Source organism: Enterovibrio norvegicus DSM 15893, assembly GCF_900115495.1.
Taxonomy (GTDB): domain Bacteria; phylum Pseudomonadota; class Gammaproteobacteria; order Enterobacterales; family Vibrionaceae; genus Enterovibrio; species Enterovibrio norvegicus.
In genome coordinates, this window is record NZ_FOWR01000025.1 from 22,249 (window position 1) to 37,468 (window position 15,220).

Genomic DNA, 15,220 nt, shown 5'->3' on the forward strand with positions numbered 1-15,220 from the left:
GACCATGAAACGCGCTATTATTTTGGTTCTTGATTCATTCGGGATCGGGGCATCTGAAGACGCCGTCAAATTTGGCGACGTAGGTGCAGATACGCTAGGTTCAATCGCGAAAGCGTGTGCAGCAGGCGAAGCAAATAATGAAGACCGCCAAGGTCCTCTTAACTTACCGAATCTGACACGTCTAGGTCTGGGTAAAGCTGGCGAAGAATCGTCAGGCGCTTTCCCGGCAGGTCTTGATCCTAACGCTGAGATTATCGGTGCTTATGGCCATGCGAAAGAATTGTCGTCAGGCAAAGATACGCCGTCTGGTCACTGGGAAATTGCAGGTGTGCCTGTGCTGTTTGATTGGGGATATTTCACCGACAAAGAAAACAGCTTCCCGAAAGAACTGACTGACCGTATTCTAGCGCGCGCTGGTCTTTCCGACTTTTTGGGTAACTGCCATGCATCAGGCACGGAAGTGCTGGATGCGCTGGGTGAAGAACACATGAAGACTGGTCTTCCTATCTTCTATACCTCTGCAGACTCGGTGTTCCAAATTGCATGTCACGAAGAAACCTTCGGTCTGGATCGCTTGCTTGAGCTTTGCCAGATTGCACGTGAAGAATTGGAAGACTACAACATTGGTCGCGTTATCGCGCGTCCGTTCATTGGTCCGGGTAAAGGTCAATTTGAACGTACCGGTAACCGTCGTGACTTGTCTGTAGAGCCGCCAGCAACAACCGTGCTTCAAAAGCTGGTTGAAGAAAAATCTGGTGAAGTTATCTCAATCGGTAAGATTGCAGATATCTATGCGCATGTTGGTATCACCCAAAAAGTGAAAGCAACGGGCTTAGAAGCTTTGTTTGATGCCACCAAAGACGCGATTAAAGTGGCCGGTGACAACAGCTTGGTCTTCACTAACTTCGTTGATTTTGATTCACACTACGGCCACCGCCGTAACGTTGCTGGCTATGCCGCTGCACTGGAGTATTTCGATAAACGTCTACCAGAAATTATCGAGATGCTTGATGAAAACGATCTTCTGATCCTGACCGCTGACCACGGTTGCGATCCAACCTGGCCGGGCTCTGATCACACGCGTGAACACATCCCTGTTTTGGTTTATGGCGAGAAAGTGCCAGCGGGCTCATTGGGCCGTCGCGAAACCTTTGCTGATATTGGCCAAACATTGGCTCAGTACTTTGGTACTTCAGATATGGAATACGGTAAATCATTCCTGTAATCCGACTTACTTTGATAAAAAGGAACTAACAAATGGCAACTCCACATATCAATGCCGAAATGGGTGATTTTGCAGACGTCGTTCTAATGCCAGGCGACCCGCTACGTGCTAAGTACATTGCTGAAACTTTCCTTGCTGACGTGAAGCAGGTTTGTGATGTTCGCAACATGTACGGTTACACCGGTACTTACAAAGGTCGTAAGATCTCTGTCATGGGTCATGGTATGGGTATCCCATCGTGCTCAATCTACGCGACTGAGCTGATCAAAGACTTCGGCGTGAAGAAAATCATCCGTGTGGGTAGCTGTGGCGCAGTACGTGAAGACGTAAAACTGCGTGATGTTGTTATCGGTGTTGGCGCATCTACCGATGCAAAAATTAACCGTACTCGTTTCAACGGTCATGACTTTGCAGCGATTGCAGATTTCGACATGACCCGCAACGCGGTTGATGCAGCGAAAGCAAAAGGCATCAACGTACGTGTTGGTAACATCTTCTCTGCAGACCTGTTCTACTCACCAGAGCCAGCATTTTTCGACACTATGGCGAAGTACGGCATCCTAGGTGTAGAAATGGAAGCGGCAGGTATCTACGGTGTTGCCGCTGAGTTCGGTGCGAAAGCACTGACCATCTGTACCGTATCTGACCACATCAAGACCGGCGAACAAACAACGTCTGAAGAGCGTCAAACTACGTTCAATGAAATGATTGAAATCGCACTTGAATCTGTACTGCTAGGCGACGCTGAAGAAGCGTAATCGACACAGTTCGGAAAGAAAAAAGGATGGCTTCGGCCATCCTTTTTTGTGTTCAAAATCTGTCAGTTTCGAGTTTCGAGTTTCGAGTTTCGAGAAGAGAGCAGATCACCTCGGTCAACGATAATCTCTAGTCTCTAGTCTCTAGTCTCTAGTCTCTAGTCTCTAGTCTCTAGTCTCTAGTCTAGGCACTCACATCTCGCTCTTTCAATCATTATTTTTCAGCAAAAACGTCGAGCGCCATAAATCCTTTCGACTTGCGAAAGTGAAAATCAGCAACGCGCCTGTCACGATGGCGACGAGGATCATGGCACGCACCAAGTTGATGCTCTGCTCTAAACGGTTTGATGCCGCTTTAATCACTTCTGCGTGTTCAAGCGTGATGCGCACAAAACCTGCCATATGGCCGTCATGTGAAATAGGTTCAACCAATTGCTGACGACCAATGCTCGCGACTGACAATGGGGTGTTGATGCCAGTCAGTTGCTCAAGGGGCATCGCGCCTACAGAGCTTGCAAGCAAATTACCGCGCTGGTCATAGACCGCCGCATCAAGGATCAGTTTCTCTTCTTGCAGGCGTGCAACCAACCCATCAAGGACGTCAATTTGATCGTTAGTCACAGCTGGGTATGCCGTGGCCGCCGCTTGACGCAGGATCACACGGGAAAGAGATTCTGTTTGCTCATATAACATTTTGTAGTTGCGATTGTTCAGTTGGTTGCTGTACATAAAGAGCATCATGATGGTCGAGAAACCCGCGACAACCACGAAAAATTGCCAAAGTCGGCGTAGTCGTTTTTTATTTATTTGTAGCATAAGCTGTCCAAAGCCAAGAGCGGGCAGAGGCTCCGCAAAAATTCAGCGCGACTTCAGTTTGCTGCCCAAGTTGAAAAAATGCAAGTCACCCCTTGGCTTAACACGTTGCTATGGCTAATGTGATCACTCGCACTCTTTGATATAGTAAAGCGAGTTTTCGATAAGGATATTATTTGCAATGGATGCAACGTCAGTTTTCGCAATTAAGAAGCACACTAAACTCTTAACACGCTTTCCCTCTATCCGCCATTTTCGTCCATCAGATTGCCGACAAGCAGGCTGGATGCTTTATGGTTTTCATATTAGCCCTTCCTACCTTGATGATTTTGCCTTTTTAACCGGCGAAGCTGTTAAACCGCTGGCAGGCTGGACGGTTGGCCCTTATGAAGTGCTATTAATGCGCGGTGAGTTGACCCCTGAAATGATGGCTCTCGCTGACGCACTCTCACTTGATTGTGCGTTACTCGACAATATTCCTAACTTGTTCGAACCTGGCCTTGCGCTGTTCGACATGGACTCCACTGCCATTCAAATTGAATGCATCGATGAAATCGCCAAGCTGGCGGGCGTGGGCGAGCAAGTTGCCGCGGTAACCGAACGTGCCATGCAAGGCGAGCTCGATTTTGAGCAAAGCCTCCGTGAGCGTGTAGGTACATTGAAGGGCACGGATGTGTCTGTGCTTGAGCAAGTGCGAGACAGCTTACCCTTGATGCCTGGCATGCGCCAATTAACGGCATCGCTGCAAGCGCGGGGCTGGAAAGTGGCGATCGCATCGGGCGGCTTTACGTGGTTTTCTGATTCACTGCGTGACCAGCTTTCTCTTGCTCACGCTGAGTCTAACCAACTTGTCATTGAAAACGGCAAGCTAACCGGCGAAGTGACAGGGCAGGTGGTCGATGCACAACGCAAGGCAGATATTCTCGATGATTTGACCTATCGCTATGAATTAACGCCGACCAATACGATTGCTGTCGGTGATGGCGCAAATGACCTGAAAATGATGTCAGCCGCGGGCTTGGGCATTGCGTACCACGCGAAGCCGAAAGTGCAGAAAGAAGCGCAAGTGGCGATCCGCCATGCCGATCTTGGTGGCGTCCTGTGCGTGTTGTCGGCATCGTTACTGCCACAACGTTTGAGCTGGAAAGGCTAACGCCCCTCAGCGTTATCTTGCTGTAACCTGAATCTAAAAATGTAACCCGAATATGAAAAAGGCCACGTGTTTCCATGTGGCCTTTTTAGTGTCTGAAATGTACGGGGTGATGGTTGTTATAACCTGAGTAGGACTTCATCGGTCACGTCAGTCATCTCTCCATAGACACACAGGTCAATGAACTCGCCTTCAAGCTGCCTGGCTTTCAGGGATGATTGCATCATGATTTCTTCAACCACCGCCGAGTTGAGATATTGACCGCCTTCATTAATGGGCTGCAGCCAGTTTCTCACCGCGAAGAATTTCCCTTTCTTACGGGCTTGCGACACGAAAAAGCGGCGCTCTTCCGGCGAAGCAAAGCTTTCTAGGATGCGGGCTTTGATGTCAATGACAGCATTGTTCTCGAACTGCACCGCCACATAGAACTCATGCTTGATTTGGGTGAGTCGATTGCGCTGACGAAGAATGCTCGCGCTCAGTTTGGCGATATGCTCCCCCAACACAGGCGATAGCGAAACGAGCCCTTGCTGAGAGGGGCTTTCTAACAAGCGACTTAGCTCGTTACCTGGGTAGTTAATGCCAACGGTTGCCAACTGTAAGTTATCCCCTTTTCGACAAAGAAAATACGGTGTGGCCGACAGGCGCGTAAGCAGCATTTGGTGCATGGCTTCAACCAAAGGCGGATCGGGCATTTTCTCGCTATCGAGCGTCAACCGGTGCTGATTGTGGTCAATCAGCCGTTGAAGGTATTCGCTACGGTGTCTGCTGTGTCTGTCTTGGATGAGTACCAAGGTGACATTGGTGCGGTCTTCGCTAATACGCACGACTTTATAGGGCACATTGCCAAGTGGGGCTTTGGGGTCGATGCGCCTAAAGTCATTGAAGGTGATCGCCACTTCTTGTGCTTTGGTACCACTGAATGGACGCGTGAGTTTTAAGTTCAATCCGCTCGATGAAAAGTCGACAGTTTGTGCTTGGATCTCACCACTGACATGATGGATCAACGTGGCGCCCGTTCTATGTTTGTAGCGCGGTTCTTTGCGTTGAGGAGCAAGAAGCGATGGCACCGCTTCAATGGCAGAAATGCCGGTACGCGGGTGCACATATTGATTCAAGCTCTTTGCTGGAATCTTGGGTTTTACTGGGTATCTGAAATCGGCGTTTGAATGCTCCAAGGTGAGATCTTGGATGGTGGCGATGTGCGTTAATTCGTCAATCTGGTGAATGTAAGCGGGCGAAACTTCTTGCAGACGGATAGCGTCTTCTTCGCTTATTTTTGTCATCGTCACGCGTAAAACGCGCCAAGACGGGCGGGCACTGCCAATGTGCCAAAACAAATGGCGAAGCTCAGTGCTCATCTCCGTCGGAAAGGCCGAGAAGAAATAGGTTTTATCGGTATGTTCGTGGCTGAAGCAATACACCAAGGTTTCGCTGCAGTTTAGCCCTTCCAGTGCCAGGTTTTGTAGCCGTTCAGGGGAGAATAATCTGTCGATGACAGGTTGATTTCTTTCATCATGCCAGTAATCCCAAAGTTCGCGATTTTGCTCGGTGAGCAGGCAATAGCGAAGCGCACTGCCACAGAAAAACAGGGGAAGTGATGGTGTTTTTTCTAGGTAGATCTTTTCGTAGCTGCGCGTGCGTGTCGAAATCAGCTTGTCTTTGTTTTCCGTGATGGTATTGATATCAACGGTTTTGGACTTCACATCAATGGCTTCTTTAATGGCCTCGGTGCTGGTGATCAAACGAAGACGCAATCGGCGGAAGTTATCTTTTACAAGGTTAATTTCAATGCCGACGAGACGGTAATCTAACCCTGTGAACAGTTCGGGGATTTGGCACTCATCACCAAGTTGCGGGAAGTAGACAGTAAGCACTGTGCCCACGTCGTATTGAAATGCCGCAGGCAGCTTTATGCGCATCCCTGAATTTGAAATGTCTAGCGTGGTGCCATTGACTTCCGTGCCATCGGGTAGAAAAACCTGCACCTGACTGTTAAGTTGAATACGGTGTTCGCTGCGCAAAAGGTAGTGACCAAAGCGAAGGGCGTCAGCGTCTAGTGAAACAAAATTTTCTTGCGGTGAGGCTTGCGCGTTTCCAGTGCGTTGGAGAACACGGTGGCTGTTTGGGGTGTTATGCAGCTCATCCCACAGGCCTTGCGTCAATTGACCTTGGTAGACATCGAGACGACGGTGGTAGAGATTAAGGGCGACATCATCCATCCAGTGTGTCAGTCCGGATAGGGTATAAGATCGACATTCTCCCTGCACTTTGCCGCGCAAATCGATGGGCCTAAGAAATGGGCTCATTAGGCGACGAATTTCCATCTTAATAAGCAAACGTTCCGAATTGGAAAGGTTGGGGGTAAGAAAGGTTAATTGCGTATCAAAGTCCGCTTTTTCATAAAGCGGAAGAAGCTGGTCGTATAGGGTCCTGTCTTGGTCCTGCATCATTCTAAATTCTGGTAGAATCCTGTATTCATAGCGGCCACATGACAGAAAAGTTTACCTTTTTTTCTTACGGAGCGTGGTAAGGAACGCAGAAGTTAGTCTTCCGTCGCACTTGTTTCTTGTGCTTGGCGGTTTTACATACATTGTGTGAATTGAATCCACTAACGCATTGATAAAAAATATCAATCGGGAGAAACCATGGCGAAAACAAAGCGAGCCTATGTCTGTAACGACTGCGGCGCAGATTATCCGCGTTGGCAAGGTCAATGCACCGCTTGTGGCGCGTGGAATACCATCACCGAGGTGAGGCTTGCTGCATCGCCGCAAGTTGCACGTACAGAGAAGTACGCAGGCTATGCAGGCGCGGCGGAAGCCAAAGTACAAACGCTAGAAAGCATTGATCTGCAAGAAGTGCCCCGTTTTTCCAGCGGCTTTAAAGAACTCGACCGCGTGTTAGGTGGCGGTATTGTGCCAGGCGCTGCTATTTTGATTGGTGGTAGCCCAGGTGCTGGTAAAAGTACCTTGTTGCTGCAAACCATGTGTCGATTAGCGAGCCAAATGCCGACGCTTTATGTCACGGGTGAAGAATCACTTCAACAAGTCGCGATGCGTGCAGAACGTTTAGGTTTGCCGAAAGATAACTTGAAAATGCTTTCGGAAACCAATGTCGAAAACATCTGTAATATTGCGCACCAAGAACGCCCGAAACTGATGGTGATTGACTCCATCCAGGTGATGCATTGCGCGGATATTGCGTCTGCGCCGGGCAGTGTGGCGCAAGTGCGTGAATCCGCCGCGGCGCTCACGCGTTATGCAAAGCAAAACAATGTCGCTATCTTCATGGTGGGCCATGTCACGAAAGACGGCACACTGGCGGGCCCTAAGGTGCTTGAGCACTGTATCGACTGTTCCGTGATGCTGGATGGTTCAAGTGATAGCCGTTTCCGCACATTGCGTAGCCATAAAAACCGCTTTGGTGCGGTCAACGAATTGGGCGTGTTCGCCATGACAGGGCAGGGGCTTCGCGAAGTCAGCAACCCTTCTGCGATTTTCTTGAGTCGTGGTGAAGATCCAACATCAGGCAGTTCCGTCATGGTGCTTTGGGAAGGCACGCGCCCATTGCTTGTCGAACTTCAAGCGCTGGTGGATTACAGCCAAATGGCTAACCCTCGTCGTGTGGCTGTTGGTCTGGAGCAAAACCGGGTCGCGCTCTTGTTGGCTGTGCTACACAAACATGGCGGCCTACAAATGTCTGACCAAGATGTGTTTGTGAACGTTGTGGGTGGCGTGAAAGTGACAGAAACCAGCGCGGATCTGGCCTTGCTGCTGGCGTTGATCTCTAGCTTTCGCGATCGTCCATTGCCAAAAGATTTGGTGGTGTTTGGCGAAGTGGGTTTGGCGGGCGAAATTCGCCCCGTACCGAGCGGACAAGAACGCCTGATGGAAGCAGCAAAACACGGATTTAAACGCGCGGTTGTCCCTGCCGCCAATGTACCGAAAAACGATATTCCGGGCATGAAAGTATATGGCGTGACCAAACTTTCCGATGCACTGTCAGTGCTGGAAGAGTTCGAGTAATGTCGCTTCGTTATCTGTTACCCGCTATCCGTTAACGTAAAAAGGCATCCCGTGGGATGCCTTTTCTGATCTTACCGCCGATAACCGCTATTTTGATGCCGTCACTATGCTTTCTTTCTCATCAAGTTGGTCTTTTTGCGGCTCGAATTGTGGTGACACCTCTGAGGCGAGTTGAACCTGTGTTGCCACCATGTTTTCCATGATCTTCACCAAGCTTGCCCAGTTCACCTTCTTCTCTTCTTCGAACAGCGATTCAAAGTTATCAGGTGTCCATGCAATAAAGCGCTTGGGGTTCAACGCGCGGCCAAGGAAGCGCACTTCATAGTGAAGGTGAGGGCCCGTTGATAAACCTGTGTTACCAGACCAACCAATCAAGTCGCCTTTTTTCACAAAATTCCCCGTGTTCACATTGAATTTATCAAGGTGAGCGTAAAGCGTCATAAAGCCAAAGGCATGGTCAATTTTCAGCATGTTACCGTACCCTTTCTTACGGCTTGGGCGTTTATATTCCACCACGCCGTCTGCGGGCGCATAAACCGGGGTGCCAATGTCCGCAGTGAGATCGAGCCCAAGGTGGAATTTCTTATTGCCCGTCACGGGGTGAGTACGAGAACCATAACCGGAAGAGCGACGATAACTTTCAATCGGCTGACCGCTTGGTATGAGCTGCAACATGGTGGAGCGAACCGCTGAGTTTATCGCTGCGACATCCAAACGCTGTGCCAGCGGTGCATCGTTGTCGGTTTCTTTTTCAAGGCCAAGCACTTCTTCAACCGTTGATACGCGCTTGGTCAGGTAATCCAGTTGGTTATCTTTGTCTTCGATGGTTTGCGCGTACTCTTCTTCTTTATTGCTGATCAACTGCTCAAGTTGTTGGCGCTTTTGTTTTAGCGTTTCAAGTTGGCCTACCAGTTCCGAGCTTTGTTCCGTCATGTTCTGAAGGGTCAGCTCGGCGGTTTCTGAACGATGGCTCAGGTAATAGATCGCCGCAATGCTGGCGGCAATGCCCGTCACCAGAATGACCAAAAAGATGAGAAGGGCTTTTTTAAGCCAAGGGGACATCACATAGTGACGCGACCCATTGGCATGAGAGACAGCAATTCGAATGTTGTGTGGCATGTGACTACTACTTTATGTACGTATGCGCAGCGAGCAAAAAAAGGATTATACGATATCTTTCATATCGGTGAGTTGTGCTAATTCTCGATGAAGCAAATCATCATTGCCAACGTTTAATTCAACGAGGCGTTTTAGGTGGCTGGCACTGTCGATATCGATGTGTACGATTTTACAGCAAAGCAGGCCATCGACCTCTTGAACCACGTCAACATCCATATCAATGCTGATCTCAGATTCATGAAGTTGGAAGTGAACATTGTATTCCTGTGCGCTTTCCATTTGCCAGTGTGTAGGAGCTTCTAGCAGTGCGCCTTTTAGTGATAAATCTAAAATCTTTGTGTCCCATGCACCATCGCCGTGTTTCATGGTGGCGGGCGCTCGGTATACAACGCGAGAAAATTGTCGACGTTCTGCCATAACTTATGTCCTCGGAGGCGTTGTCTTGCCTCAGATTTGTTACACCATACTATGAAACTCTTTACACCAGTGTAGGTGAGACGCACCTATAACTCTACTCTTGCTTGTCTCGAGCGTGATGCACGGCGCGTGTTAGTGATAATACGCTCAATGATATTGTGCAGATCTGTTATATCCGACTGTGAAACAAAAAGAAAAAGGGCCACCGAAGTGACCCTTTTACGTACATCATGCCCAATATTACTTGGTGACACGCTTGTACTTCATGCGGTGCGGTTGGGCTGCTTGTGCGCCCAACGTTTGCTTCAACCACTCGCTGTATTCGTTGTAGTTACCTTCGAAGAAGTTCACTTTACCTTCGTCGCGGTAATCAAGAATATGGGTAGCGATACGGTCAAGGAACCAACGGTCGTGCGAGATAACCATGGCACAGCCTGGGAATTCCAGCAGTGCTTCTTCTAATGCACGTAGGGTTTCTACGTCCAAGTCATTGGTTGGTTCATCCAGCAGCAATACGTTGCCACCTGATTTAAGCAGTTTCGCCAAGTGAACACGGTTACGCTCACCACCTGACAAATCACCGATGCGTTTTTGTTGATCGCTGCCTTTGAAGTTGAAGCGCGAGCAGTACGCACGTGCTGGAAGCTCAAAGTTGTGGATACGGATAATTTCCGCACCTTCAGAGATCTCTTGGTACACGGTGTTTGAATCCGTCATGCTGTCACGGAACTGTTCAACCGATGCCAGTTGCACGGTTTCACCCAGCTCGATGGTGCCGCTGTCGGGTTGCTCAGTGCCACTCAACATCTTGAACAGGGTTGATTTACCCGCACCGTTCGCACCGATGATGCCGACGATTGCACCTTTTGGCACGCTGAATGACAAGTCATCAATCAACACGCGATCACCAAATGATTTGGTCAGATTGTTGATTTCGATAACTTTATCACCAAGACGCAGACCCGGCGGAATGAACAGCTCATTGGTTTCGTTACGGCGTTGGTGTTCGCTGTTGTTCAGCTCTTCAAAGCGCGCCATACGTGCTTTAGACTTTGACTGACGGCCTTTAGGATTCTGACGAACCCACTCAAGTTCTTTCTCGATGGTCTTCTGGCGAGCACTTTCTTGCGACGATTCTTGTTGTAGACGCGCATCTTTTTGCTCAAGCCATGAGGTGTAGTTACCTTCCCATGGGATACCTTCACCACGGTCAAGCTCTAGGATCCAGCCAGCAGCGTTGTCCAAGAAGTAACGGTCGTGCGTGATAGCCACAACGGTACCGTTGTAATCCACCAAGAAACGCTCCAACCAACCCACAGATTCTGCATCCAAGTGGTTCGTTGGTTCGTCAAGAAGCAACATGTCAGGTTTTTCTAGCAGAAGACGACAGATAGCAACACGACGACGCTCACCACCAGACAGGTGCTTAATTTTCGCATCCCATTCTGGCAAACGCAGTGCGTCAGCAGCGCGCTCAAGGGCGTTATCAAGATTGTGGCCGTCTTTAGCTTGGATCAGCGCTTCCAGTTCGCCTTGCTCTTTTGCAAGGGCATCGAAGTCTGCATCAGGTTCTGCGTACGCCGCGTAAACTGCGTCTAGACGAGAAAGTGCACCCGCAACATCCGCCACCGCTTCTTCTACGGTTTCACGAACGGTTTTTTCTTCATCCAGTTTTGGTTCCTGAGGCAGGTAACCCACTTTGATGCCAGGTTGTGCACGTGCTTCACCTTCGATATCGGTATCGATACCCGCCATGATGCGAAGAAGGGTGGATTTACCTGCACCGTTTAGACCCAATACGCCGATTTTGGCGCCAGGGAAAAAGCACAGAGAGATGTCTTTCAGGATCTGACGCTTCGGTGGCACAATTTTGCCAACGCGCGACATGGTATAAACGTACTCAGCCATTTCTGCTCGCGTTCTCTTGTCACATAAAAGGCTTATTCTATCCCAATCCACCCCAAGTTGCAGGTATCAAAGACGTAAATAGAACTTGAAACCGCCTGAGGAATGTCGATGAAAAGGGAACCATTTTTGCATTGAGATTACCAATTAGCAGGATGCGGCAAAAAATGCGGGACATTTGAGGCTCTAAGCCTGCGCGCTTCTTTCTGTTAAACGCTTCACTTTGACGCATTCAGCAACAGTTAAATAGGGGCATTTGTGCCGACAGTTTGGTATATACCCAAGTTACCTGACATCAAGCATCTTTAGGATTCTTGGGTATATCCCCTTAAACGACCGTGGTATGAAGGTGTCTGACTTTGTGGCGTGACATTGCCAGAAAGGGCATGGGTCACAGATACAATTAAACTCAGTGAAATCTGAATCTTTGCGCGGTTTAGGTATAAGCTAAATGAACAGGTGCGCCTTGGAGAAGCATACGGAATGCTATCAACAAAAAAATCAATAATTACAAACGCCTATTATAAATCGCTTAGCGCGATGTCTCGTTCGATTTCAACCAAAATGCTGCCTGCCAGTTTGATGGCGTTGACGATGGTTTCGACGTCGTCTTATGCCTTAACGCTAGATGAAAAACGTGCGCGCTATGAGTCAGCGATATCTGCCATAGAAGGCAATAACCTGGCGGAGTTTACACGCCTCAAAAACAGTATTTCAGATTATCCGCTTTATCCGTATTTGGACTATCGCAGCTTTTCACGTTCGTTGAACTCGGCGTCGATGAATGACGTTCAGCAGTTTGAAAAAACCTATGCTGACTTGCCTTTTACGCGCTCCATTCGCGCGAGGTATTTGAGTACATTGGCGGCGAAAGGACAGTGGAAAACCTTGCTGACGTATCAAAAGACGTTGCCGCGTGGCGAGAGCTACCAATGCCAATATTATTTTGCCCATAGCCAAGCGGGTGATAAAGCCCTTGCGCTGTCTGGCGCTAAATCGCTTTACCTCTCAGGCTCGTCGGTTGATAACGCCTGTGACCCGCTATTTAGCTTCCTTGAAGACAATGGGAAATTGAACAACGACCTGATCTTAGAACGCATGTTGTTGGTGTTTGATAAGCGCAATGTTGCCTTAATGCGCTACCTCAATAAGCAATTGACTGGATCAGCAAAAGCACGCGGCGAACAAATTCAAGATTTGTACGATAAGCCTCAAAGCGTGTCAGATTTCTCGAAGAAAAACAAAGTAACACCGTTTAATCAGCGTCTTACGCGTTTAGCGTTTGAGCGCCTTGCTCGCATTGATTCCAAAGAAGCCGTCGCGCAGTTTACGCGCACCGTGGAAGGGCAACATTACACGCGCCATGTTCGCCAAGAAATGGCCGATTTTGTGGCAAGTCGCTTGATGAGTACCGATGACGAGACCTTGGCGACGTGGCGAGATAGCAAGCTCAAGACCACGCAAAATCCGTCGCTGCTCGATCGCCGTATTCGTGTGTCATTACTGAGCGCGGATTGGAAAGGCGTTAACCTTTGGTTAGGTAAGCTTTCAGCGGAAGAAGCGAAAAACCTCAAATGGCAATACTGGAAAGCCCGTGTTGCGTTAGAGCTTGGCAATAAAGCGGCGGCAGAAAAAGGGTTTGCTGCCATGCTGGGCGAGCGCAATTTCTACAGTGTGGCTGCCGCTTCACACCTGAATGCGGCAATCACTATTCCTCAGCAACACACACCGCTTGATAGCGCAAAAATTGTGCCGTTCCAATCAACATTGGATCGCGTTGATGAGCTTCTTGCGTTAGACAAGCTCACTGCGGCGCGTCGTGAATGGCGTCATCTGTTGAATGGCGCGACTCAAGAGCAAAAAGCCATGCTGGCAGCTTATGCGTCTCAGCATAAGTGGCATCATCTGTCTGTGCAGGCCACGATTGCTGGCAAGCTCTGGGGACATTTGGAATACCGTTTCCCATTGGCCCATCGTTGGTGGTTTGAATTTTTCAGCAAAGAGCGCCAAGTCCCCCTAACGACATTGCTGGCGTTATCTCGTCAGGAAAGTGCGTTTTACACCAATGCAGTATCACCCGTGGGGGCGCGTGGCTTGATGCAACTTATGCCTGCGACAGCGCGAGAAACCTCGAAGAAATTGGGTTTCAATTATCGCGGTACGAAAAGCTTGAGTGATCCGGGGGTGAACATTCGACTTGGCAGTGGTTATCTCAGCATGATGCTCGATCGCTTTGATGAAAACCGTATCTTGGCGTTTGCAGCTTACAACGCTGGCCCGCACCGCGTGACGCGTTGGTTGGAACGATCTGATGGCAACCTGGATGCCATTTCGTTTATTGAAGCGATTCCTTTCAGAGAAACACGTGGTTATGTTCAGAACGTGCTGATGTATGACATCTATTACAGCAAATTGCTTGGACAACCGATGCAATTTTTAACCACTGGTGAGCAAGGCTACCAATATTAACATTAATGCCCGCCCTCTGATTCGTGACCTGCTTAACCGATTAGTGGGTACTCAATGAGAGGGGCGGGCGTTTTCTTTTTATCGCTCAACACTGTTGTTAACCTTCTTATCCCCGTGTGTTTTCAAGGAAATATCATTCCTTAAACATTTAGGGTATGAATGCGTTTTAGCGATATTGAATGTTTGAGTGGCACACGCGCTGTGCGTACAATGTTTGTGTGAAAGCCATTATGCTCATGATTTGAGTATAAGTAACGGGCATCAATGCATGAGGTAGCAATGGAAAACACACCTGAGTATTCAGACTGGCAAGAAGTTCTCACTCTTATCCACCGTGCGATCGATGCGGGCCACGAAGAAAAACTGTTGAAAATGCTGCTTACCCAAGACGAGCGAGACACGCTTGTTACCCGCGTAAACATCGTTAATGAGTTATTGAAAGGCGAGATCAGCCAGCGTCAGCTTAGCCAAATGCTGGGTGTGGGCGTCGCAACCATCACTCGCGGATCGAACGAATTGAAGCAATTTGATGAGTCGGAAAAAGCGTGGCTGGTGGAGTTGTTGAAGAAATAGGGGGGAAGAAAGGTTCTAGGAAGAGCAGGTCCTCGATCCTAGGAAAAGCAAAAGCGAAAAGCTTGACGCCATTTCAGACCTTCAAAGAATCTTTGCAGGACCCAGGACCCAGGACCCAGGACCCAGGACCCAGGACCCAGGACCCAGGACCCAGGACCCAGGACCCAGGACCCAGGACCCAGGACACAGGACCCAGGACCCAGGACCCAGGACCGCATTTTTTTCCCTATCACTCCTCCGGAAACAACGCAGGATGGATAAACGGGATCAGCGCCAACACCAAGGCTTGATGGTAGACCGAGCTTCGAGTGAGTAAGTGTCCGGTAAGCATGCCAATAGCCCCGCCTTTTTGCTTCACGTTTTCTTCGTTAAACATTTCATCCATCACATCACCCAGTTCTTTGCCTGCTTCAATGCCTTTAATGGCGGCAGGTGGCAAGGGGAGAGAGGCTGAGCGGGCTTCGCCAGTTCGATGTTTTCCGTCGATGTTTGCGCTTTCAATCACCATCCATGCAAACGTGAAAGGGTTGTCTAGCCCGGCTTCCACACCCACATAAAAATCCCCTTCAACGATCGCTTTTGCGTTTCTTACTCGATTACGGGCGCCCGCCAAGGTTTCTTCGCTGGTCATGGGTTGATCGGGCACATCGCTGGACACGGATACACCTTGAAAGGTCATGTCTTGTTCTGGAAAAACGGCGCGAAACGCGGTGTCTACTGCTGCAATTTTGGCAGGGTTAAGCGAAGTAACAATAACGGTGGTCAT

The 15,220-nt window shown here is 49.2% G+C and carries 12 protein-coding genes; 6 read left to right on the forward strand and 6 right to left on the reverse strand.

Going from position 1 to position 15,220, the window contains the following annotated elements:
* Positions 1-4: 4 nt before the first annotated feature.
* Positions 5-1,225: a phosphopentomutase gene (locus BM082_RS15760; protein ID WP_017012556.1), complete on the forward strand. Its 1,221-nt coding sequence runs from the start codon at positions 5-7 to the stop codon at positions 1,223-1,225.
* A 32-nt stretch (positions 1,226-1,257) separates the two neighbouring features.
* Entirely contained in the window at positions 1,258-1,983 is a 726-nt protein-coding gene (gene deoD, locus BM082_RS15765; RefSeq protein WP_017012557.1) for a purine-nucleoside phosphorylase, read from the forward strand.
* A 204-nt stretch (positions 1,984-2,187) separates the two neighbouring features.
* On the opposite strand, the gene BM082_RS15770 is transcribed toward deoD, so the two are convergent.
* On the reverse strand, positions 2,188-2,796 hold the full coding sequence (locus tag BM082_RS15770) for a YtjB family periplasmic protein (protein ID WP_017007837.1): 609 nt from the start codon (positions 2,794-2,796) through the stop codon (positions 2,188-2,190).
* Positions 2,797-2,974: 178 nt separating this feature from the next.
* On the opposite strand from BM082_RS15770, the gene serB reads away from it, so the two are divergent.
* The gene (serB, locus tag BM082_RS15775; RefSeq protein WP_017007839.1) at positions 2,975-3,946 is read left to right on the forward strand and encodes a phosphoserine phosphatase; all 972 of its coding nucleotides are present in this window, start codon (positions 2,975-2,977) and stop codon (positions 3,944-3,946) included.
* A 116-nt stretch (positions 3,947-4,062) separates the two neighbouring features.
* Here the strand turns inward: serB and BM082_RS15780 are convergent, their stop codons facing one another.
* Entirely contained in the window at positions 4,063-6,396 is a 2,334-nt protein-coding gene (locus BM082_RS15780; RefSeq protein ID WP_017007841.1) for a PilZ domain-containing protein, read from the reverse strand.
* 195 nt (positions 6,397-6,591) lie between these two features.
* Here BM082_RS15780 and radA point away from each other — a divergent pair, with 195 nt between their 5' ends.
* Positions 6,592-7,971 (forward strand): DNA repair protein RadA, encoded by a 1,380-nt coding sequence (gene radA, locus BM082_RS15785; RefSeq protein ID WP_017007842.1) that lies wholly within the window; start codon positions 6,592-6,594, stop codon positions 7,969-7,971.
* 87 nt (positions 7,972-8,058) lie between these two features.
* Here radA and BM082_RS15790 read toward each other — a convergent pair whose 3' ends face one another.
* The 3 genes from BM082_RS15790 to ettA form a co-directional block, all read right to left on the reverse strand.
* Positions 8,059-9,090 (reverse strand): M23 family metallopeptidase, encoded by a 1,032-nt coding sequence (locus tag BM082_RS15790; protein ID WP_017007844.1) that lies wholly within the window; start codon positions 9,088-9,090, stop codon positions 8,059-8,061.
* A 45-nt stretch (positions 9,091-9,135) separates the two neighbouring features.
* Complete coding sequence (locus tag BM082_RS15795) at positions 9,136-9,507, reverse strand: PilZ domain-containing protein (protein WP_017007846.1); 372 nt, start codon at positions 9,505-9,507, stop codon at positions 9,136-9,138.
* Positions 9,508-9,747: 240 nt separating this feature from the next.
* The gene (gene ettA, locus BM082_RS15800; RefSeq protein ID WP_017012559.1) at positions 9,748-11,415 is read right to left on the reverse strand and encodes an energy-dependent translational throttle protein EttA; all 1,668 of its coding nucleotides are present in this window, start codon (positions 11,413-11,415) and stop codon (positions 9,748-9,750) included.
* A gap of 480 nt (positions 11,416-11,895) precedes the next feature.
* Between ettA and sltY the strand changes: the two genes are divergently transcribed.
* On the forward strand, positions 11,896-13,881 hold the full coding sequence (sltY, locus tag BM082_RS15805; RefSeq protein ID WP_074927663.1) for a murein transglycosylase: 1,986 nt from the start codon (positions 11,896-11,898) through the stop codon (positions 13,879-13,881).
* A gap of 279 nt (positions 13,882-14,160) precedes the next feature.
* On the forward strand, positions 14,161-14,454 hold the full coding sequence (gene trpR / locus BM082_RS15810; RefSeq protein ID WP_017007852.1) for a trp operon repressor: 294 nt from the start codon (positions 14,161-14,163) through the stop codon (positions 14,452-14,454).
* Positions 14,455-14,683: 229 nt separating this feature from the next.
* On the opposite strand, the gene yjjX is transcribed toward trpR, so the two are convergent.
* Positions 14,684-15,220, reverse strand: coding sequence for an inosine/xanthosine triphosphatase (gene yjjX, locus BM082_RS15820; RefSeq protein WP_017012561.1), 537 nt, complete (start codon positions 15,218-15,220; stop codon positions 14,684-14,686).